The organism is Roseibium sp. ROS1 (genome assembly GCF_054658215.1).
Genome location: NZ_BAAGIG010000002.1, coordinates 921,034 through 943,092 on the forward strand (window position 1 = coordinate 921,034; position 22,059 = coordinate 943,092).

General features: G+C 57.3%; 13 protein-coding genes. 7 read left to right on the forward strand and 6 right to left on the reverse strand.

Features of this window, described 5'->3' with window-relative positions; genetic code table 11:
• Positions 1 to 161 precede the first annotated feature (161 nt).
• Positions 162 to 1,235 (forward strand): FecR domain-containing protein, encoded by a 1,074-nt coding sequence (locus tag ACYQ6M_RS12410; protein WP_460074111.1) that lies wholly within the window; start codon positions 162 to 164, stop codon positions 1,233 to 1,235.
• 76 nt (positions 1,236 to 1,311) lie between these two features.
• A complete protein-coding gene (locus ACYQ6M_RS12415; protein ID WP_209014805.1) occupies positions 1,312 to 4,077 on the forward strand; it encodes an EAL domain-containing protein in 2,766 nt (921 codons plus the stop codon).
• Positions 4,078 to 4,110: 33 nt separating this feature from the next.
• Here the strand turns inward: ACYQ6M_RS12415 and ACYQ6M_RS12420 are convergent, their stop codons facing one another.
• The 6 genes from ACYQ6M_RS12420 to ACYQ6M_RS12445 form a co-directional block, all read right to left on the reverse strand.
• Positions 4,111 to 5,568, reverse strand: coding sequence for an NAD-dependent succinate-semialdehyde dehydrogenase (locus ACYQ6M_RS12420; protein ID WP_460074113.1), 1,458 nt, complete (start codon positions 5,566 to 5,568; stop codon positions 4,111 to 4,113).
• Between the two features lie 426 nt (positions 5,569 to 5,994).
• Positions 5,995 to 6,366 (reverse strand): helix-turn-helix domain-containing protein, encoded by a 372-nt coding sequence (locus ACYQ6M_RS12425; protein WP_228148044.1) that lies wholly within the window; start codon positions 6,364 to 6,366, stop codon positions 5,995 to 5,997.
• A 197-nt stretch (positions 6,367 to 6,563) separates the two neighbouring features.
• Positions 6,564 to 10,910 (reverse strand): translocation/assembly module TamB domain-containing protein, encoded by a 4,347-nt coding sequence (locus ACYQ6M_RS12430; RefSeq protein WP_460074116.1) that lies wholly within the window; start codon positions 10,908 to 10,910, stop codon positions 6,564 to 6,566.
• Between the two features lie 5 nt (positions 10,911 to 10,915).
• On the reverse strand, positions 10,916 to 12,898 hold the full coding sequence (locus ACYQ6M_RS12435; protein ID WP_460074119.1) for an autotransporter assembly complex protein TamA: 1,983 nt from the start codon (positions 12,896 to 12,898) through the stop codon (positions 10,916 to 10,918).
• 240 nt (positions 12,899 to 13,138) lie between these two features.
• A complete protein-coding gene (folD, locus tag ACYQ6M_RS12440) occupies positions 13,139 to 14,050 on the reverse strand; it encodes a bifunctional methylenetetrahydrofolate dehydrogenase/methenyltetrahydrofolate cyclohydrolase FolD (RefSeq protein ID WP_460074121.1) in 912 nt (303 codons plus the stop codon).
• Positions 14,051 to 14,186: 136 nt separating this feature from the next.
• Positions 14,187 to 15,287: an AGE family epimerase/isomerase gene (locus tag ACYQ6M_RS12445; RefSeq protein WP_460074123.1), complete on the reverse strand. Its 1,101-nt coding sequence runs from the start codon at positions 15,285 to 15,287 to the stop codon at positions 14,187 to 14,189.
• A 321-nt stretch (positions 15,288 to 15,608) separates the two neighbouring features.
• On the opposite strand from ACYQ6M_RS12445, the gene ACYQ6M_RS12450 reads away from it, so the two are divergent.
• The 5 genes from ACYQ6M_RS12450 (at position 15,609) to ACYQ6M_RS12470 (ending at position 22,034) form a co-directional block, all read left to right on the forward strand.
• The gene (locus tag ACYQ6M_RS12450; protein WP_055653909.1) at positions 15,609 to 16,739 is read left to right on the forward strand and encodes an SLBB domain-containing protein; all 1,131 of its coding nucleotides are present in this window, start codon (positions 15,609 to 15,611) and stop codon (positions 16,737 to 16,739) included.
• 73 nt (positions 16,740 to 16,812) lie between these two features.
• Positions 16,813 to 18,162 carry a capsule biosynthesis protein gene (locus ACYQ6M_RS12455; protein ID WP_370200754.1) on the forward strand — a complete coding sequence of 450 codons (1,350 nt, stop codon included), beginning with the start codon at positions 16,813 to 16,815 and terminating at the stop codon, positions 18,160 to 18,162.
• Positions 18,146 to 19,468 (forward strand): capsule biosynthesis protein, encoded by a 1,323-nt coding sequence (locus ACYQ6M_RS12460; protein ID WP_460074126.1) that lies wholly within the window; start codon positions 18,146 to 18,148, stop codon positions 19,466 to 19,468. The genes ACYQ6M_RS12455 and ACYQ6M_RS12460 overlap by 17 nt, the downstream gene beginning before the upstream one ends.
• 290 nt (positions 19,469 to 19,758) lie before the next feature.
• Positions 19,759 to 21,204, forward strand: a complete 1,446-nt coding sequence (locus tag ACYQ6M_RS12465; RefSeq protein ID WP_460074128.1) for a capsular polysaccharide export protein, LipB/KpsS family — start codon at positions 19,759 to 19,761, stop codon at positions 21,202 to 21,204.
• Between the two features lie 20 nt (positions 21,205 to 21,224).
• The gene (locus tag ACYQ6M_RS12470) at positions 21,225 to 22,034 is read left to right on the forward strand and encodes an SDR family NAD(P)-dependent oxidoreductase (protein WP_460074130.1); all 810 of its coding nucleotides are present in this window, start codon (positions 21,225 to 21,227) and stop codon (positions 22,032 to 22,034) included.
• The last annotated feature ends 25 nt before the right edge of the window (positions 22,035 to 22,059 follow it).

The following is a 22,059-nucleotide window of genomic DNA, read 5'->3' on the forward strand; positions in this document are numbered from 1 at the left end:
TCGTTTATCGCAACTAGTGACGAGCATAGGCAATATTTTCCGCCTGTCTTCACGTTGGGTTAAACGCTGAAATGCTACACAGGATGTGTAGAACTCAATAAACCTGTCCGTGGGTTCTGCGCACGGCATTGACAGTCAGTCGTAACGTGTTGAAGAGCAAGATGAAAAAAGACGCTATGTATTCAGTCGAGCGGAAAGCAGGATCACTTCTGCGGGTCCTCTTGCTTGCAGCTCTGGTTCTGCTTCCTGCTACTGCGAATGCTTCGGACTGGGTTGTCAAACGTGTGTCCGGCATCGTTTATTTCGTTGCGCCTGGCGTGGAAGCTTTCCGTGTCAAAAAGGGCATGGTGTTTGAAAAAGGCTACACCATCGGAACCAGGGCAGGTGCCCGCGCTCTCATAGGCAGAGGCAGCGAAACCATCGCCGTTGGGCCGAACACCACCTTTGCCATGTCGGCATTTCGCAGCAATGGAGCAAAGACCACACTGCTGCAGAGAAAGGGGACGATCGAGGTCGATGTTGAAAAACGGCAGCAGCCGCATTTCACCGTCGAAACCCCGTTTTTTGCCGCTGTGGTGAAAGGTACGCGATTTGAGGTCAATGTCCAGGGCAAGCAGGCTCGCGTTTCCGTCGAACGAGGCGTTGTCGCTGTGGAAGATTTCGCCTCCGGCGACAGGGTGGACCTGACAGCCGGTCAGGCTGCAGCCAGTGCACCGTCAAACCGGGTTGGCTTGTCTGTGAGCGGTCGTACCAAACCGACCGTAAAACCTGGAGCCAAGCGCGCGCCTGCATTTGAAACACCGGCCGTGAAAAACGTGCCATCAAATGCAGCAGAAGCGAAATCGGCGAACTCGAACGGGAATGCCGGCAAAGGCAACAACAATTTCGGCGGCAATGGCAACGGCAACGGGAAATCCGGTGGCAACGGAAACGGTAATTCCGGTGGCAACGGTAACGGCAATTCCGGAGGCAATGGCAACGGGAATTCCGGTGGTAACGGTAACGGCAATTCCGGTGGTAACGGCAACGGGAATTCCGGTGGCAACGGAAATGGTAATTCCGGAAGCGGTAACAACAATTCCGGCGGCAACGGTAACGGCAATTCCGGTGGCAATGGTAACGGGAATTCCGGCAACGGAAACTCAGGCAATGGCAATTCCGGGAGCGGCAACAACAATGCCGGCGGAAACGGCAAAGGCAATTCCGGAAACGGAAACGGAAAAAACAAGAACTGACGGTAATCAGGATACCGCAGGTGCAAGGCTTTGCCTCTGACACCTGAAGTGCGGACTGAGAAAGTGGGCGGTGGGTGTGCTGATCGGAAGCTCTGAACAGCGGAAACGGATAGCGAGCGCGGTCTTGATCGTGGTCGGCGTGATCGCCGCCGTGGCTGTTCTGCGCACGGTTGCCCTGACCACGGCGTTCGATCGGTTTCTCTGGGAGTTTCGTTTCCATACGATCGAAAGACCGGTCTCCGGCGACATCGTGGTCGTGGATATCGATGCCAGAAGCCTGAATGAACTTGGCGTATGGCCATTGCCGCGCCGTCTTTATGCCGACCTGACAGATCATCTGGCTGAAGCGGGCGCCCGCGACATCGTATTCGACATCGATTTCAGCTCAACTTCCAATCCTGAAGATGACACGCTGTTTGCAGCCGCGATCGAGCGCGCCGGGAACGTCAGCCTTGCCACGTTCCTGCAAGCCGCTTCGGCTGAACAGGATGCCGGGCAAGTCGTCAACCAGCCGATCGAACAGTTTCTGAATGTAGCCTGGCCGGTCGTCGTCATGGTTCCGATGGAAACCGACAGCCGCATCTGGCGAAATCTGTACGGTTTCGAGATCAATGGGAATTCGGAGATCTCTGCCGCGGCTCTCCTGGGCGAGTACACCGGAGACGCAGCCGGAAGTTTCGGCATTGATTACAGCATCTCACTGGAACAGATGGAGCGGGTATCGCTTGTTGATGTCCTGAACAAGTCAGCGGCCCCAGGTCTGTTTCTGGACAAGAAGGTGATCGTCGGTGCAAGTGCGCAGGAGCTTCGAGACCTGTTTCCTGTTCCCGTCTACGATGTCTTGCCGGGAAGTATAATTCAGGCACTCGGGGCCGAAACGCTGTTGCAGAACAGGGCAATGGAAGTCAGGGGTGAGGGGATTGCGGTCCTGTGGGCACTTCTCGTCTTCTTCGCTCTGCTTTTGACGAAAATTGAAGGCTGGGCCCTCAAGATTAGCATTCTTGCGCTCTGCGCGATCATGTTTGAAATTGGTGCCATTGCCATCCAGAAGTCGGCTCCCGTCCTTGTGCCGACCGCAAGCTCGCATCTCATTCTGCTGTTGGCAGCCGCAAGTATCGTCTTGCGGGAACTGGGCTTTCACAAGCTTCTCTCACACATCGCCAACGTCAGACGCCGCAACAGCGAGCGTATGCTCGGACTTGTCTTCGACGACAGCTTTGATGCAATCGTTGTCGTTCAGAATGACGGTCGTGTCTCCGCTGCAAGCCAAATGGCCCGCTCATTGTTCCAAAGCGATGCTCTTGTCGGTAAGCCTGCCAGGAATGTACTGCCGCTGGAGCTGGTTGAAGAAGCTTTGTCAGTTCTTGCCGACCCTGGAAACCGTCAGCCGGTGGCCAAGATTCTGGACATGCGCCTTGACGACGGAAGACGCCGGTTTATCGAATATGTCGTCACGCGCTCTGAACGCACGATCGCGAAATCGAAGAAACTGCGCGATATGGAAACCGAAGCGGTCGCCTGTCTGACATGTCGGGATGTGACCGAAGAAAAGGAATCCGCGGAACGCCTTGCTTATCTCGCACGGTTCGATCCAAGCACCGGGCTTTTCAACCGGAACGGTTTTGAAGAAGAAGTTGCTGCAACGCTTAAGCTGGCTCGCGGCACGGGCCAGGAGGTCTGTCTGGTTCAGTTCGCGATTGCCAATTTCGATCAGATCGTTGCTTCGCTCGGATTTTCCTACGGTGACCAGCTTCGTGAAACGGTCGCGATGCGTCTGAAAAGCCATCTTTCCGCTCGCACGACATGGGCAGCCATTACAGCAGATGTTTTTGCAGGCGTATTTCGCTGTGAGCCGGATCAGGATCTGGCGCTGATCGAGTCACTCCAGGAAGTGATCGGCGAGGACTACAAGATCGAAGGCGCCAGGATCTCGGTGCAGCTCAAGTTCGGGTACATCGTTACCAGCGGAGACATGACACCCGAGCATCTTTTGAAGAAATCCGGCAATGCCCTTGCCAAAGTCCGGCGAAACAACCGGTCGCCGGTCCTGCGTTTTCTGCCGGAGATGGACGCAGCGCTACAGCGCCGGCGCCAACTGGAGACGGAACTCTTCAAGGCTATCGTCCGCGACGAGCTGCACATGGTCTATCAGCCACTCACCAATCTGGCCGACCGGTCGATCTTCGGTGTTGAAGCCTTGCTGCGATGGGACCATCGGGAACTGGGACCGATCTCACCCGCCGAGTTTGTTCCGATTGCTGAGGAGAACGGTTACATCGTGGAATTGGGTGCCTGGGCATTGAACAGGGGAATGAAGGAAGCGCTGACCTGGTCGAGCCACCTCCGTCTGTCCATCAATGTGTCAGCCATACAGTTCAGCCGCGGCAATCTTGTTGCCACTGTCGGCGAGGCGCTGCAACGAACCGGCTTCCCTTCGGACCGCCTGGATCTCGAGATCACGGAATCCCTGTTCATCGATGAAACGCTCGACCTGAAGTTTGCCATGGAAGAAATGCGGGCGTTCGGCTGCAGCTTCTCACTGGACGACTTCGGGACCGGCTATTCTTCACTCGGCTACCTGCCCAAGTATCCGTTCTCGAAGATCAAGCTCGACAAGACATTTGTTCGCCAGTCGATCGCCAGCAAACAGGACATCTCCGTAATCGAGGCAGTTCTGCATATGGCGAAGGGCTATGGAATGTCCGTCATCGTCGAGGGTATCGAAACCGTTGAACAGGCTGAGCGGCTTCGCGAACTGGGCTGCAAGTGCGGTCAGGGCTACCTTTTCGGGCGCCCCATGAGTTCCGCCAATCTCCAGTCGACACTGCTCAACGCAGCGTAATGCGTCCCGGCGTCGGGCCGGGACGCAAGGCAATTACATGCCGAGGCCGCCGATGCAGCTATATTTCACGTTCAGATAATCATCCAGACCGTACTTCGAGCCTTCGTTGCCCATGCCGCTGTCCTTGACGCCGCCAAAGGGGGCAACCTCTGTCGTGATGACACCTTCGTTGACCCCGACAAGACCATACTGAAGCTGTTCCATGACGCGGAAGGTGCGACCAAGATCCTTGGTATAGAAGTAACAGGCGAGGCCGAATTCGGTGTCATTGGCAAGTCGCACCGCTTCTTCTTCGGTGTCGAACTTGAACAGAACGGCAAGCGGGCCAAAGGTTTCTTCGCGTGCCACTTTCATCTCGGACGTCGCCTTGGTGATCAGTGTCGGCTCGAAAAACGTTCCCGGGCCGTTGGGGCGGTGTCCGCCTGCAATCAATTCACCACCCTTGGACAGCGCATCCTGCACGTGATCGGCGACCTTTTCGACCGCAGCTTCGTTGATCAGCGGGCCTTGGGTCGTTCCGGCTTCAAGACCGTTGCCGACCTTGAGCTGCGCTACCATCGCGTCCTTCAGCTTCTGGGCAAAAGCGTCGTAGACGCCTGCCTGCACATAGAGCCTGTTGGCACAGACACAGGTCTGCCCGGAGTTGCGAAACTTGCTGGCAATTGCTCCTTCGACGGCCTTGTCGAGGTCGGCATCGTCGAAAACGATAAAGGGCGCGTTGCCGCCGAGCTCCATGGAGATCTTCTTCATGTTGCGGCCAGCATTCCCGGCCAGCAGCTTGCCGACACGGGTTGAACCGGTGAACGTCAGTTTCCGCAGGACGGGGTTCTCGCACATCTCCTCGCCAATCGCCGGAGCGTCACCTGTGATGATGTTGATCACGCCCTTGGGAAGACCGGATTTTTCAGCCATCACGCCGTAGACCAGCGCTGAATAAGGGGTGAATTCGGCAGGCTTCATCACCATTGTGCAGCCGGAGGCCAGGGCTGCGCCAAGCTTGCGGGCAATCATCGAATTCGGAAAATTCCAGGGAGTGATCGAGCCGACGACCCCGACAGGTTCCTTGGTCACCAGAATGCGGCGGTCTGCCCAGGGCGAGGGGATGGTGTCGCCATAAACCCGTTTGCCTTCCTCGGCAAAGAAACGGATGTATTTCACACCAAGCGCAATTTCGCCTTTGGCTTCAGCAAGCGGCTTGCCCATTTCCGTGGTCAGGAGGGCGGCCAGGTCGTCCAGGTCGGCCATGATGGCATCGCAGAGAGCGTGCATATGGTTGGCCCGCGCCTCTGCCGTCAACGCTTTCCAGGCGGGAAGCGCGGCGTCGGCAGCCGCAATCGCCCTTGCGGTTTCAGGACGCCCGCAGAAGGGAACGGTTCCGATCGTCTCTCCGGTCGCAGGGTTGGTTACGGCGACGGTCTGTCCGCTGTCCGCATCGCTCCATGCTCCGCCGATAAACACTTTTTCCTTCAAGAGTGCTGCATTCAATGACATGGGTAGTTTCCTGAACCGTGAGAGGGGCAGACGCTGGTGGTCTGACGGATCGCCCGGCAGTGAGTGCATTCTGACGAACGCGAGGAGCGGAGCCAGAAAGGCTGGAGGGTCCAGCTTTCGGGCCTTCGCTCGATTCCGGCCAGGAAATCGTTGACCTAGAGATAGGGGGGAGGCGCGAGGTCTGGCAAGCGCTTTTCCCGGCCAAGCGTACTGTGCCGGAAAATAGTAGGCAGACAAACAAGCAGTCAGGCCACGGTCTGGCGACCCAAGAGGGGCGGGGATGCGGATGATGCACTAAACGCCTGCGCCGAAGGACACCAGTCCCATTGCTTTGCAGAATTTTGAGTCAAGCAAATCAAGCGCTTGAAAACGGCCACCTTTTTATTGGCGGCCGTTGCAAGAAGATTGGTCATTCAGCGAAATGGATCAGCCTTCAAGACGATCCTGTAGCGTGGCAATCTCGTCGGCAAGTGCCTGAGCCTGGCGTTGAACCCTGTCGAGGGCAACACGCATGCTGTCGAGATCGGAGGTCGTGCTGCTTTCCGAAACCGGCGGTGTACCCCGGCCAACCAGCAGCCACGTCGGGCTTACATTCAAGATACCGGCAAGCAAAACGAGTTTGTTGGAACGCGGCTCGGACCGGTCACTTTCCCAGCTCTGCAGGGTGGATGTCTTGATGCCCAGCCGACGTGCAAGCTGGGCGGTCGAAAGATTGGAGGCATCGCGCGCCTTGCAGATCCGTTCACCCAGAGTGTAGTCACTGCTGTTCACCGACATGATTGCACCCCCGTCATTCACGGCTGTCTCCGTCACCGAAAAAACGGTTTCCTCCGGATGGGACGGAGTATTTCTCATAAATTGTTTGGTCATGGCGGGCACACTCGCACGAGACGCGAGTGCACCGCAACCGTTGGCAGGCAATTTGTCGCAATCGCGGTTTCCAGCGGCGGCTACACGCTTCGCCCCTGTCAGATTTGCCGGGAACGGGAGTGGGCTCAATACTCGCGTTCAAAAAAGATACCGGCCTTAGAAGATCCGTCCGCACCGACTTCACCACGGACCTTCAGTCCGCGGTCCAGGTCAATGTCGACCTTCACCCTGCTGGAACCGGTACCCGTGCCTTGTTCAACGCCGACGTAGATGTTGTCATTGATGTATTTTCCGACAGCGACCGAAGGGCCGTTGTCCCCGTCCGTGTTGATGTCGATGGCATCCAGGCCCAGAGACTTCCGGATCGTGGCAAGAGGTCCGTTGTCGCTGCCCCCGGTGAGGGTGGCTATGGCCGCCGCAAGCCGTGCCACCTGTGTGGGCGACAGGTTGCCGACGCTCTTGCCGAACAGAAGCAGTGCCAGAACTTCATCTTGCGGAAGTTCGGGAGACGAGGAGAACGCGATCTGGGGATCGTCTGCCTCGCCGCTCACGGTAACGGTGATGGTGGTGTCGCTCACGACTGTCGTTGCCGCAAAGTCGAGGACAGGCGTCAGTGAGCCCTCGAAAGTGGCGTTGCCGCGAGAGAAGATCAGGCGGCGTGTGAGAATGTCGAGCTGGCCACGCTTCAGTCCGAAAGCACCGATTGCCTGCGGCGAGGCCGTTGTGCCGACGATCTTGAGATTGCCCTGTAGTTCCGCATCAAGACCACGCCCGCGAATGAAGATCCGTCCCGGTGCGGACAGGACGATGTCCAGACGCGGCGGGAAGGTCTTTTGCTGGGTCTGTGTTTGGGAGACTTCGCCGCCAAGTTCTGCAACCTGCTGCTGGATCGCCTTGGAAGCATTGATATGCCGAACATCAACGGGAGGTATCGCACCGGGCAGATACTCGGGAATTGAGACGTCCGCCTTATTGATCGATACCTGACCGCTGATAAGGGCAGATGCGCTGGTAGAAGCAAGCGGACCGGAAACCTTGAGATCCGCATCCACTTCCGCAGTCACCAGGCCAGGATCGACGTAGCGCCCATTGTCCAGTTTCAGGCTGAGATCCGCCGGAAATCCGTCCTTCATGCCAACAGTGCCTGACGCAGACATGGAGCCGCCCGTCGCAAGGTCACCGGCAATGCCGTTCAGCGACGCTTCGTTCTGGCTGACAGAAGCCGTGCCGCGAATGTTCTGAACAGTGATACCTGTCGACAGGCTGGTGATCTTCAAACCGTTGGGCGTGGCGGTGATCTGGTAAGTGGGGGCTGCTGCCGAACCGCCGACATTGCCGCTCAGGGCGATTGTGCCTTCACCGCGCAAACCTGCCTCGATCATGGGGCGTCTGAGAGCCGCAGTCGGCACGTTGCCATTCAGGGTAAGAGCAATCGGATTGGGTTTCTGCAGCCCGACCGTTCCCGCAGCCGTGAGGTTCAGTCCATTCGGATCGCTGACCTTGGTCGTCTGGTCGATCCGGTTGTTCTTCAATGTGCCTGAGGTCGACAGACTGAGCGCGGCCAGACCGTTGTTTCGCAACTCGTTAGCCGTCAGACCTGTTCCGGAGATCGACCAGGTCGCTTCGGGAGCCGATGAGCTGCCTGAGGCAGATACTTTCCCGGAAAGAGCACCGCCGAGACCAAGCGAGGGGACAAAGGCGTTGGCAAGATTGAGCGGAATGGATGTCAGGTTGGCGTTCAGGTCAAGCGTCTCGCCGGCCTTGCCGGACACGGCAAGCGAGCCATTGCCAAGCTGAAGCTCCAGTGGTTCGATCGTCGCTTCACCGGCCGCATAGGAAATGGTTGTCGGCTGCTTCAACTGGCTGGCGATACCCTGATATCGCATGGCAAGCTCGGACAGGGCGACGACGTAGGAGCCAGCTTCCGGTTCGTTTACCTGCGCTGCAAGCGTCACGCCATCCTTGCCGTTCTTGTCCAGCTTGACGTCCGCCGTGATTGCGGTGCCGCCATTTTGAGGCTGGGCCTGAAGGCTCACCGCATGAACCGGGGTCGCATCTGTCAGGATGTCTGACAGCTGAATGTCCGCAGTGACGGTTTCCGGCTCATATGGGGCAGTAAGATTGGCCTTGAGCTTCACGCTGCCGAGACTGACTGCCGGCACGCTGATATCGCTTCCGGAAATGTCGAGTGCGAGTTGCCGCGTTTCCGGATTGGCTGTCACTGTGCCTTGAACGCGCCCGGCGATTTCCGTCAGAAGGAGCGGAGAGAGCGAGGCAAGGTCCGGAGCATCGATGTTCAACGTGCCCTTGAGCGTTTCAACAGGCTTGTCGAGATCTACCAGAGAAAGTTCACCGGTCACGGTGTTGCCGGCCAGTTTGACGGAAAGCGGGCTGACACTCGCCCCACCGTCTTTGCTGGTAAGCTCGACATCAACGGCAATGGGTTGGCCATTCAGGCTGGCACTGCTGGTAACCTTGGCTGTAGGCGCGGCGGGATTGGCCGTTGCCTCTGCAGAAAGTTTCAAGTCATCCAGCGGTGTGCCTGCAAGCATGATCTGCTTTGAAGAGGCAACCGCCTGCACTTCAAGCGCGTCGATCGGACCTTCCGTGCTCGCTTCGAGTTCTACCGAGCCGGCAAGTTGCGGATCGACCTTTGCGAGATCGGCAAGGCTGGTCGTCAGGCTGGAACTCAGTTCGTTCTGCCGGTAACGGGCATTCCCTTTCGCATCCAGCGCCTTGTTCGAAACAGCGAGACTGGTGACGTAAATATCGTCCACGCCTTGAAGATCGACAGACACGTCGATGCGTGTTTCACCTTCAAGAAGCGCGTCGGCCTGAGGAATTGCCGTCCCGACATCCCTGGTGACGAGAGCGCTGGTGATCGTGCCTGACAGTTGGCTTGGATCAAGATCCAGCGAAAATGTTCCGTTCAAAGCACCGGCCAGATCGCGGCCTGCCAGGCCCGACAGACGGGAAAGGTCGGCAAGCGAAAGCCTGCCCGATCCATTGACAGCGTCGGCTGACAGGTTCGTGTCCGACAGAGCGAGCGAGGCGACAGCGGTTGAAAGGGTCAGATCCTTGATCTCGGCCGATTGGGTTGCGCCGTTCACGGCGCCCGTAGCCTTCAATTCAAGCGAACCGGTCAAAGGCTCTGTTTGCGGGGTAATGCCTTCCAGCCTGTCAATGGCGAGCGACAACGAGAAGGGTGACGTCAGCGTTCCTTCGGAGAGATCTGCTCCATTTCCGAAGGACGACAGCGTGATGGCTCCAATCCTGGCTTCCGTTGTCTGCAGTGACTTCAGGTCAATCTTGGTTTGCCAGTCGACCGCGGAGCGTTGTCCGGAAACACGTACCGTTCCGGTCAAAGGACCGAAGGCAATGCGCCTCTCGCCAAGGTCGAGCGCAATCAGCGCGTCATTCCCGGCACTTACGGCAAGATCCGCCGTGGCGTTGACGGCATCGTTCTCAAGATCGGCCTTTGCTTCCAGAGAAAGTGTTTGTGTTTTCAAGGTCAGGTTGGCCGAAAGAGGGGCGAACTCCGTAGAGAACCTGGCAGCTCCTTTGGCAGTTGTCGTTCCGAGCAGAAAGGCTTGCGCCGCGGGAGGTGCAAGCGGCGCGAGATCACCGTCCAGATCGAAGGCCAGATGTCGTTCGGATGCATTTTCCTCGATTTTTGCCGAACCGGTGACGGTGGTCCTGCCATCGAGAGCCACACTCAGGTTGGCTGCCCAGTCGGTCAGGGGACCATCACCTTTGAGGGACAGATCCAGCGCGGGCAGGTCGGGAACTTCAAGAAGCCGTGCGGCAAGGCCCCCACGCGGTTCGGACACTTCAATATCGAAGGCAAGCGTTTCGGCGGCGGGTTCAAACTGTGCCTTGGCCACAAGACCGGCTTCTATGCCGTCGATCCGGTGCAGGTCGAGATCGGCAGTGACAAGCGCCGGGTCGAGCGCGAAAGAGCCCGATCCTGCGGCCGTCAGGGAGACAGGTACACCCAGCAGGGGAGCACCGAGGTTGATTTCGTCAAGGCCCAGACGTTCGAGAGTGACGTTAAATGGCAGCGATACACCGCCCGATGAGCTGCTCTCCTCGGTCACTGCCACCTCTTCAGCCGGTGGCTGGACAGGTGTTCTTTCCAGATCTATCCGGGATGCGGTGAGAGAAGAAACATCGAGATTGCCGGCAAGGAGCCGCATGGGATGCCAGTCGGCGGCAATGTTCTCGACGTTCAGCCAGGTTCCTTCCTTGTCGGCCAGGGAGACCTTGCCGACTTCAGCCTTCAGCCCAAAGCTGATGTACAAATCTTCGATCGTGATGGTCTGATTGTCGGACGAGGCAAGAGTGCTGACGACGCTGGACACAAAGGTGCGGCCCGCCGGCACTTGCAGGGCACAAAGGGCGAGGACGGGAACAGCAATCGCAACCGCGATCAGGAATCCGAAGATTCGCAAGGAAAGTTTCAGAAAACGCATCTGCGTTAGAACGCCTGGCTCAAACCTACATAAAGGGCGAAGTCCGGGTCATCCTGTCCCGGATCCAGCGGCACCGCAGCATCGACTCGAAGCGGGCCTATTGGAGTAAAGTAGCGCAGACCAGCGCCAACGCCCACCTTCAGGCTCTCGGAAAAATCAGGAATGCTGTCTTCGTATGCATTACCTGCATCAACAAATCCAACGATTCCAATAGTTTCGGTCACCATGACGCGAACTTCACCGGAAAGCTCGATAATTGAGCGTCCACCGGTAACTTCACCATCCTTGCGTGGACCGACGTTGCGATAGGCGTAGCCACGGATGGACCCGCCACCACCGGCGATGAACCGCCGGCTGGCTGGAACCGATTCCACGGACGGCGCCAGGATCGACCCTGTGGAGACGCGGCCCGCAAGAATGAAACGCTTGGCCTGATCGAGCGCATAGTAACTGGAAACAGTGCCTTTGATGAACCCCATCGCGTTGCTGTTCAGGGTATCGTAAGCGGGCTCTGCAAACAGGGCAGCGAAAATCCCCTTGGAAGGATTGAGCTTGTCATCACGGTTGTCGAAGGTCAGGTCCGCCGGCAGTCCAACCAGCAGATAGTCGCCATCGCCGAAGGCGTCTTCTTCATTGGCGTAAAAGACCTCGGCTCCCGCGCGGCCTTTCAGCTGCTCGGAAAATTCCCTGTTGAGATAGGCGTCATAGGTAATCGACCGGCTCTTGTAGGCGTCGGGATGTTCCTGACGTGCCTGCAGGCTGGTCGAAAAGCTGGTAAGCGGGCCGAAAACGCCTGGCTTTTCAAAGGCGATCCGCGCCGAGTACTCCATGTCGAGGACGCTCTCGTTGCCGATCCTGCCAACGGACCCTTCAACAGAGAGCAATTCGCCCCGGCCGAAGAGATTTCTTCTGCGCCAATAGGATTCGACACCAAAGCCCTCGGTACTGGACCAGGAAGCACCGGCACCGATCACGTGGCGCTTGCGTTCGCTCACCTCGATGGTGACCGGCATGGTGCCGTCTGGCCCTTCGATTTCGCCTTCCACGAGCCGGATGGACGAGAAGATGCCGAGTTCGTTGAGCCGTTTGCGTGCACGGGCCAGGTCTTCAGGCGAATAGACGCCTCCGACCGGAAGCATTGCCTGCTGGACGACGAAATCCGGGTCAGTGACTTCCGTACCTTTGACCGAGACCGGGCCGAAACGTGCCTGATGGCCGGCATCGGCGATCAGCGCCACGGCGAGGGTGTTGGTGCTATGGTCCGCCGTTATCCGGCGTTCAGCGATCCGCGCCTTCGGATAACCGCGATCGCGCAGAAGCGCGATCATGCGCTTTTCCGCCGTCAGGATCTTGCCGGAAGCAGCGACCTCGCCTTTCGCGAGGCCCCAGAAGGACGGGTCGGTGGACAGATCACCGTCCTGGGACGAAACGTCGATATTGCTGAAGGTGAAGACCGGCCCCGGATTGACCAGGATCTCAACCTTCACCGGCCGAGCGTCAGGCAAATCACTTTGTTCAAGAGCGGTTTCAAGCGGAATGCCTGCAAGCGTGATATCGACAGTTCCACCGTAGCGGCCATCGGCATAAAGCTGGGCGATCAGCCGTTCGCGATCAGAAAGAGAGCGTGCGAGCAGGCCTGCCTCGCCGGAGGGAGGCTTTTCCTGTTGCTGTACCAGCAGCGAGGCGTCTTTCAATTCCTTGGTGAGATCATCCGCACCATTGGAGATGGTCAGGTCTGCCTCGTAGGGCAGGGGATCGGGAACAGCGTTGGCTTCGTCTTCCGCCGATTCGAAAAACTTCCAGCCGAATATTTCAAAGGAATTTGCGGGAAGGGGAGCTGCAAGAAGAAGGGCACAGGCCAACCCAGCGCCAGCCGGGCGCAAGGCAACAAAAGAAACACCGCCAGCCAACCAGGCTGCCAATGAGGAAAATGCGTTGAAACGCCTGCCGGCGAACGTGCCGGACTTGCAAGACGGTAGACCCTTCACTCACTGCCGCCTGTTTAATTGGTCAGCCGAATTGCATCTGATAACAGCGCAATTCAACCATCTGCGTTTGCAGCCCCTACGTTACGCACCTTAAAGGGCCATGGTTAAGCGAATACAAACACGATAGACCATGGCGCCGGAACGAGTTCAAGAGAGAAGGTGGCACAAGACTTTAGTGAATGTGTCGCAAGAACGCGCGAAAATATTCTTGCGCGCGCGTTCGTGCCGGCCGGCTATTACTCAAAAAAGTGCTTCTTCCGCCGGAAGGTCAAGCAGACGGCGAGCAGCCGTCAAGGTATTGACCATCAGCATTGCAATCGTCATTGGACCAACGCCGCCGGGAACCGGTGTTATGGCACCTGCAACCTCTACTGCTTCTGCAAAGTTCACATCGCCAACCAGGCGAGCTTTGCCTTCACCCAGGTCCGGAGCCGGAATTCGGTTGATGCCGACATCGATAACGGTCGCGCCCGGTTTGATCCAATCGCCCTTGATCATCTCCGGCCGACCGACCGCCGCGACGACAATGTCCGCGGAGCGCACGACGTCCGGCAGGTCTCTTGTGCGGCTGTGAGCGATCGTGACAGTGCAGCTTTCCTGAAGCAGAAGGCTCGCCATGGGTTTGCCGACGATGTTGGATCGGCCCACCACGACTGCGTTGAGACCCGACAGCGTGTCGCCGAGTGTGCGCTTCAACAGCACCAGGCTACCGGCAGGTGTGCAAGGCACCAGCGCACTGTCCCGTTCTCCGGCAGTCAGCAGTCCAACATTGACAGGATGGAAACCGTCGACGTCCTTTTCCGGGCGGATGAGGCGCAGCACCTTGCTCTCGTCGATATGTCCCGGCAAAGGCAGCTGCACCAGAATTCCGTGAATATCAGGGTCGTTGTTGAGCTGGTCGACAAGTGCCAGCACAGCGTCCTCGCTGGTGTCGGCAGCGAGCGTGTGTTTCACGGAGTGAAAACCGCAGGCTTCGGCGGCCTTGTCCTTATTGCGTACGTAGACCTGGCTGGCAGGATCCTCACCCACCAGGACGACCGCCAGACCGGGGCGTTTGCCGCTGGTTTCCAGCAGCTTGGCTGCCCGGTTGGTGATTTCTTGCCTGACACTTTCCGCGATAGCCTTGCCATCGATGATCTGAGCCTTGGGCATTCGGCCTCCTCATTGGTCGCACGTCTTCTTAAACCGGCGACAAGCTATAGAGCTCTGTATCGAAATGAAAAAGGCCGAATGCGTCTTTTACTGCTCTGGTTTCGCCATGCGCGCCTTTTTGACGCCGACGGCCCGGTCAAAGTGATTCTGCGAAATCGTGAAGTTCCGAGATGGCGCAAACGATGTGATAGAGCGAACTTGCCGGTGCAGGTTCATCGACGAAGGTTCCGTCGGGAGAGAGCTTGTCTCGCCACAAACCGGCGGGGACATCTGCAAAATAGACCTTCAGTGCCTGGACGGCTTCCGGAATATCCGCCAGGTAGGCGTCCCTTTCTGCGCCGGTTGAAACTTCTGCCAGAGCGACGGCGGCCTTGATCCATTCCGTCTGTCCCCACAGGCGTGCCATGGGGTCACGGACGGAAAAATCGTCGTTCAAGGCCATGAAGGCGACGCCGCGGCTTTCATCTATGCCGTAGGTCCATGCAATGTCATAGAGGCGCCGCGCAGCAATCAGGGCGCCCGCATCCATTCTCGATTGCCCCCATCTTGTCAGGAGCCACGCCCATTCGAACTGGTGACCGGGCTCCATGACACGGCCCTTGTCACCATCAAACGGGGTCCAGTCGCTGTTGAAGAATTCTCGAAGCCCGCCTGAAACCGGGTCGATGAATCGCGTCAGGGCAAGTTCGGCGATTTCATCGGCAAGGTCTGCCCAGGCAGAATCTGAGGAGACTTTTTCCCATGCGAGGCACGCTTCGAACATGTGCATGTGCGGATTGGAGCAAAGCGGCACCTTCGCGGGAGAGGCTTCTTGAAATCCTGCATCCGGATGACGATAGGCCGTCATCAGATGGTCCAGCAGCTTGTCGGCGTGTTCGCTTGCGCTGGTTTTACAGGCGGGAAGATCCGCTGCCAGCTTGGCGAAGCCAAAGAGGGAAAAAGACTGATTGTAGAGGTCGAAACTCGTGTCTGTGACTGTGTTATTCATGTCAACACAAGAGGCGTAGTGTCCGTCCGGCATCAGGAAAGTGCTGGTGTACCAGCCATAAAGTTCGGCCGCTAATTCCTCGGCTGGTCCCGTCCACCCGAGCTTCTTGCCTTCCAGAAAGGAATAGATCTGCCTGCTCACGACCCGCGCGCGCCGCGTGACAGGAAGGCCGGCACCAGTATTGAGGTCGATAACGTCAAGACTGGTTTTTGTTTGCGAGTCGATACCGGCAGTTGACCAGAGCGGCAAGGCCGAATCCCGCAGCCAGATTGTTAATTCTGACGAGAGAATTTTAATGTTTTTAATGTCGTTATGCCGGTTGCTGGCGGTCATAAGATACCCCGAAGACAGATGTTGGAAGCTCTGACGCTGAATTCGATTATCGACGCTCACATGCCGAACAGAAGACGATAAATTGGAAATTTATCAATTCACTAGGAAAAGACGGTGTAGTGTTACAGCAAAGTCACAGCTGGGAGGTTTCTCCCGGGGAAAGCTGCGATGCGTCTTGGACAACCTTGCAAGAGGGTGTTACCAGACTTGGCAGCAATTTGGGTGGATTGGGTACTAATGCGTTTTTTGTCAGTATTGGCGGCTGCCGGAGTTCTGTTTGGATGCTCCGCCCTGCCGGGCGAGGGCCCGGCTGCGATAAATATTTCGTCGCAAGATGTCGAAACCAGCGCGCAGACGGGTGATTACACCGTCGTCGTTGTCGAACCGTCCAACATTGACACCATCAAGAATTACCGCCCACTTGCTTTCGCCAACCAGTTCCACGGAGTTGGAAGTGGCGGGTCTTCAACGCTCCTCGGCGTTGGTGACACGCTGAATGTCACTATCTGGGAAGCGTCGCCAGACGGCCTGTTCAGCAGTGGCGGTGGCGGGTCGAGCAACATTCCGTCCGTTGTTGACGAGAGCGGCTATATCTTCGTGCCGTACGCTGGCCGTATACGGGCAGCAGGCCTCAGCATTGAGGGCTTGCGCCAATCGGTGCAGCAGAAACTCGTTGGCAAGGCCGTTGAGCCGCAGGTTCTGATTTCTCTCCGAGACAAGCTGAGCTCAACCGCGGTTGTCGTCGGCGATGTCGCCAAGCCGGGCGTTTATCCGCTGCCGCTGCGAAATACTCGCCTGCTTGACCTCGTTGCGCAGGCAGGTGGCGCGCGCGACGCGACCTATGAGACCGTGGTTACGCTGAAGCGCGGCAATCGCGCCGGTACCACGCGTCTGGAAGATCTGATCGACTATCCGGAAAACAACGTTCTGATCGCGCCGAACGACAACATTCTTCTGTCGCATCGCCCGCGTACTTTCTCTGCTTTTGGTGCCCTCAAGGCAAACCAGCTCGTTCCGTTCAGGACGAAAACCGTCACAATGGCCGAGGCCCTGGCGACGGTGGGTGGTTTGCGGGATGATCGCGCGGATGCAAACGGTGTGTTCCTGTTCCGCTTCGAAGATGCTGCGCTTGTGCGAAAGCTCAAGCCTCTTCTCGCGGACAAATTGACGGGCTCGCAGAGCGTTCCACTTGTATATAAACTGAGCCTTCGCGATCCGAAGGGCTTTTTCATGTCGCAGAAATTCGAAATGCGGGACAAGGACATCCTGTTCGTTTCGAACCATCCGACTGCTGAGCTTGGCAAGTTCCTGCAAATCATCGCACCGCTCATCAGCAACTACTCTGTGGTAAGTAACCTCACAGAATAACAGTTGCCGTAAGAAGATTTAACGGCTCAGATAAACATGGTGGGCCGTTAAAGCCGGTAGGTTGGCAGATTGCATGGTTTCAGTCAGTTCAATGGTGGTGCTGTTTCTGCAAGGGCCGCCTGGCGTTTTTGCGCGAACAATTGCCGACAGCCTTGAAAAAGCAGGGGCGTCCACACGCCGTGTGAACCTGTGTGCCGGCGACTGGATCGGTTGGCACGACCGCAGATGTACATCCTATCGTGGTTCCTTGCGAAACTGGCCCGAATGGCTTCGAGCCTACTGTCTCGACCAGAAGATTACCCACATCGTCTATTACGCGGATCGTGTGCCTTATCATGTTGCAGCGGCGGAAGTGGGAGCGGAACTCGGCATAACGTGTCTGACCTTTGAGAACGGCTATCTGCGTCCTGACTGGATAACGCTCGAGCATTGCGGAATGTCGGCGCACTCCCGGTTTCCGGATGATCCGGAACTCATCATGAAGGTAGGCAGCAGCCTTCCAGATATCGACCGGCAGGCACTCTACAAGTACCCGTTCATCAACGAAGCGGTGAACGAGGTAACCTACAATATGTCCAACGTGATCTTCGCGTTGTCATATCCCAGGTATGTCCGTGACAAGCTCTATCATCCGCTGATCGACTACCTGAGCAATATTCCGCGATTCTCGCTCGCCAAAAGCCGCAACAGGCACGCCCACCACGTGATTGACGACATTATTGCGACTGGCCTGCCATACTACGTCTTTCCCCTTCAGCTTCAGAGCGACTATCAGCTGCGCTATAACTCTCAGTACGACCATATTGCCGATGCTGCGGAGGAGGTCATCAAGTCGTTTGCAGAAAACGCACCTGCCGCAGCGCGCCTTGTCTTTAAAGTCCACCCTCTGGACAATGGCATGGAGCCTTGGGGGCGAATCCTGCGGACGCTCGCCAAGAAATACCGGGTCAAGAAGCGTGTGGTTCTGGTGGATGGTGGCAACCTGAACCGGCTACTGGAACACGCAGCAGGCTCTTTGACGATAAACAGCACCACCGGTCTGCATGCCCTCAGGGCAAATTGCCCCACGAAGGTTCTCGGCATCGCACTTTATGATATCGCGGGGCTGACCTGCCAGAACCCTCTTGATGATTTCTGGCGCAACCCGACGATGCCCGATCAGGATCTGCTGGATGCGCTTGAGCGATTGCTTGCCGCGTCCATTCAGGTCAAGGGATGTTTCTACACCAAGGAAGGCAGAGAGGCCGCTGCCGACATGATGGCGGAACGGATGATTGCGGACACGGTTAATTTGCCGCAAGCCTTCTGTGAAATGCCGCCTCGTTTGCAAAAGGCGCAGGCGAGAGGGATCGCGACGACCTTCTCCGAACAACTGGAACGGCGCGGCAAAACTGAACGGTGGACACATGTCTGGCGCGGTTGAGCCGTCTCTGGCAACGGAAGCTCGCCCAAACGTCGTAAGACGGGTCTTATTTCTGCAGGGACCGTTATCTTCGCTCTACAAGCAAACGGGTGATTGCCTCAAAGCCCTCGGGTTTGATGTTCACCGGATCAATTTCTGCGCTGGTGACTGGCTACATTGGCACGGAAAGGGCTGTATCAGTTTCAAGGGGCAGCCATCCGAATGGCCGGCCTACATAGAAGACTATCTGCGCAAACACGAGATTACAGATCTCGTTCTTCATGGGGATCAGCGCCTTTACCATCGCCTTGCTGTCGAAAAGGCAGTCCAGTTAGGCGTTTATGTTGCCGTGACAGAACTTGGGGCATTGCGGCCCGGCTGGATGACGCTGGAGCGAACCGGTTTGTCTACGCTCAGTCACTTTCCTTCCGACCCGGCTGCGATAAGGCGTATAGCCGAGACTGCAGGGCCGGTGGATCTCTCCCCGCGTTATCCCTCCAGCTTCTGGCTCCAGACAGCGCCTGACGTGGTTTATAACCTGACGAATGTCTTCCTGAAGCCGCTCTATCCTGCCTATCAGCGGCACACGATCTATTCCCCGGTCGCTGAATATCTGCGCGGAGCAGTTAGGCTGTTGAAGGAAAAGCGGAGGAACAGGGCAGCAGAACGCCAGCTTGCGGAATTGCAGGAGAAGGCAGTTCGCTATTACGTGCTGCCATTGCAGCTGGAGGGAGATTTCCAGTTGCGCAGACATTCTCCATTCCGCAGTTTTGAAGAGGTTCTGGAGGTCGTTTTCCGCTCCTTGGCCGAAGTGGCAGATGACGACGTTCACCTGGTCCTGAAGAGCCACCCTCTCGATGTCGGCTTCGAAGACTGGCCGGGTGTTGCAGATCAACTTGCAGACCGCTTCGGCTTGCAGCACAGGGTGCATTTTCTCGATGGCGGCGGCCTTGCAAAGCCGTTCGAGCAGGCGCTCGGGGTCGTGACGCTGAATTCCACTGCTGGGCTGGAAGCCTTGCAAGCTGGCGTGCCGGTGAAGACGCTGGTGCCGGCCCACTACGATATTGCCGGCCTGACCCACCAGGGTGATCTGGCGAGTTTCTGGAATAATCCGGATCAGCCGGATCGTGACCTTCTCCTCACTTACGTTCAAGCACTGGCAGCTTCCACGCAGGTACGAGGGTCGATCCACAATTCGGAAGGTGTCGCAGTTGCGGCGAAAAACATTGCCGAAAAGATTGCCAATAGAGACTTGAACGCCTTCGGAGCCTATGTCGATCCTCCTCCCAGGCTCGCCAGGGCACGTGCGCTCGGAGTGCCGTTGTGATCGGCTGGCTGAAGGGGCATAAATCGGCGTTGAAGATTGTCGACCCGGAGCTTCGGCCTTTGGAAACCCGTCTTCAAGCGGCTATCGAGGGCGGGATCCTTGAGAGTTCAGATACCAGTCCATATCAGGCAGTTTGGCTGAAAAACGCCAATGCGTTCAGCAGAATGAAGCCTGCCATAGGTAGCCTTCTTCTGGTCCTGGAAGGACCAACCCCTGCACAAGCCCGGCGGCTGCCCTCCAGCTTAATTCTTTTGCCAGTGAGCCGCACTGAGCTGAAAGAACGCTCTTTGATGAGCGTCGCCTGTGACACGCTAATCCGGCAGTTCGTCACACACGGCCTAAACATTGCGTCGGTTTGCGATTTTGCAGGCACTTGGCGTGAGCAGTTGCTCTCCAGTTCCGCGGCGGGCGAAACAGAGGTCATTGGAGCCGAAGGTCTTTCACTTCAGAGACTTTTGGCCGGAGACGAAGTCCAGCAAGAGGGCGCCTTGTTCTGGACCGAGCTCAAAAACAGGGCCGCTCTTGAGCAGATAGCCATCGACGATCTGCTGAACTGGATACTGTCTTGCCGGACTGCCTGGTTCTCACCTTATACAGGCGATCTTCTGCACCCAGGTGATGCGCTGGAGATCCACTCGCTTATGCAGGAGCAGTGGCAGGACAACGCCATGCCCGGCCATTGTTACGGCGCGCAGTATTGGAACCATCCTTCGATCAACGCCACCTTTTCCGGAAAAGGCGGGGCGGTCACGTTTCACGAAACCCAACAGGATGCGGTCTCAGCCGCACGGAGTGACGGCGGGCGGATATATTCCTGGGCGGGGCGCACCGATCCCGCGTTCGAGCAGATCTGCATACAAAACGGGATTCAGTTGTCGCGCATAGAAGACGGTTTCTTGCGCTCCGTCGGTCTTGGTGCAGGCCTTGCAAGAGGGGCTATGCTTGCGGTCGATGACCTCGGCATCTACTACGACCCGTCTCGGCCCAGCCGGCTTGAAGTTCTACTGAAAGAGTACGAGCTTTCACCGGCAGAACGAGAACGGGGCGAAACTTTGATCGACCTGATCATCCGCGCCAGGGTCTCCAAATACAATTTCGGCAAGACGCGTTCATTTGCCTATCCGGCCAACAAGGAAAAGATCCTTGTACCGGGGCAGGTTGCGGACGATGCGGCAATCAGAAAATCCAGATCTGCGACAATCGATTGCGCCAACACACCGAACGTGAATCTTGATCTGCTTCGCCTCGCCCGTGCCCGCCATCCCGAGGCGTTCCTGGTTTTCAAGCCACATCCCGATGTTGAGACCGGTTTGCGCAAAGGCAAGGTGCCCCGTGAAACCGCGCTGGAATACGCCGATGAAATTGCCGAAGATGCGAATATCATCGACCTCATAGAGGCAGTCGATGGCGTCGAGACTTTTTCTTCGTTATCGGGGTTCGAAGCTTTGCTACGGGGCAAGAAGGTGTGTGTCCATGGAGCGCCCTTTTATGCCGGCTGGGGCCTTTGTGAGGATTTGACCCGGATTGAAGGCAGGGGCACAAGCCGCACCTTGCCGGAGCTGGTCTATCTGGCTCTCGTGAAGTATGCCCGCACAATTGACCCGGTTTCCTTGTTGCCATGCTCACCGGAGTTTCTGGTTGCGCGGCTTGCGGAGCAACGGACAGACAAGCGGCACCTTCTGGTGACTGCGATCAAGCGGCACGCGTCCTGGCTAGGCAGAAAACTTGGAATCTAACCCTCATGGGAGAGGCAAGAATGGCAGGCGAAACACAAAAGGTCATCGTGTTGACCGGTGCCAGCGGCGGCATTGGGCAGGCGCTTGCTCGTGAATACGCTGGTCCTGGGATCTATTTCGCCCTCATTGCCCGGGACGAGGCGCGGCTGGAAGCTTTGCTGAAGGAAATTCACGAGCTTGGCGCTGACGGTGAAATCAGTGCCATCGATATTCGTGATCGCGAAGCACTGCATGGCTACCTCAGTGATCTGGATGCACGGCATCCTGTAGAACTGGTCATTGCAAATGCTGGTGTGACTGCCGGGCTCGGTCCCAACCGAACGCGCGAAACGAATGCCGACAGCGATCGGCAGATCGATGTGAACTATCGAGGCGTGGTCAACACTCTCACGGGCCTCATCGACAACATGCAAAAACGCCGGTGTGGGCAACTGGTGCTTATCTCGTCTCTGGCCGGAATGCGTGCCTTGCCGGATATGCCGAGCTACAGCGCCACGAAGGCGGCACTCATTGCCTACGGGCATTCCCTTCGCGGTTGGTTGAAGCCCTTCGGCATATCCGTGACGATCATCTGTCCGGGGTTCATCACTTCACCGATGTCTGCGCGCCACAACGGTGCCAAACCATTCGAAATGCCGGCTTCAAAAGCAGCCACATTGATGCGACGGGCCATCGACCGTCGCAAGCCGTTCTATGCGTTTCCGTTTTTGCTGGCCTGGGGTATTCGCCTTCAGAATCTGTTGCCGACGAAAATCGGCGATCTCTTCATGGGCGGTTTTGATGTGACGATTGATCAGGATCCGCGTTATCGAGAGAACTCTGACAGGTAGGCTTCCACTGATCCGGACACGACAG

Excerpts from the sequence above, each read along its gene's own strand:
- ACYQ6M_RS12410 (WP_460074111.1), top strand. The coding sequence starts at position 162 with ATGAAAAAAGACGCTATGTATTCAGTCGAGCGGAAAGCAGGATCACTT.
- ACYQ6M_RS12420 (WP_460074113.1), bottom strand. The coding sequence starts at position 5,568 with ATGTCATTGAATGCAGCACTCTTGAAGGAAAAAGTGTTTATCGGCGGA.
- ACYQ6M_RS12430 (WP_460074116.1), bottom strand. The coding sequence starts at position 10,910 with ATGCGTTTTCTGAAACTTTCCTTGCGAATCTTCGGATTCCTGATCGCG.
- folD (WP_460074121.1), bottom strand. The coding sequence starts at position 14,050 with ATGCCCAAGGCTCAGATCATCGATGGCAAGGCTATCGCGGAAAGTGTC.
- ACYQ6M_RS12450 (WP_055653909.1), top strand. The coding sequence starts at position 15,609 with ATGCGTTTTTTGTCAGTATTGGCGGCTGCCGGAGTTCTGTTTGGATGC.
- ACYQ6M_RS12455 (WP_370200754.1), top strand. The coding sequence starts at position 16,813 with ATGGTTTCAGTCAGTTCAATGGTGGTGCTGTTTCTGCAAGGGCCGCCT.
- ACYQ6M_RS12460 (WP_460074126.1), top strand. The coding sequence starts at position 18,146 with ATGTCTGGCGCGGTTGAGCCGTCTCTGGCAACGGAAGCTCGCCCAAAC.
- ACYQ6M_RS12465 (WP_460074128.1), top strand. The coding sequence starts at position 19,759 with ATGAGCGTCGCCTGTGACACGCTAATCCGGCAGTTCGTCACACACGGC.
- ACYQ6M_RS12470 (WP_460074130.1), top strand. The coding sequence starts at position 21,225 with ATGGCAGGCGAAACACAAAAGGTCATCGTGTTGACCGGTGCCAGCGGC.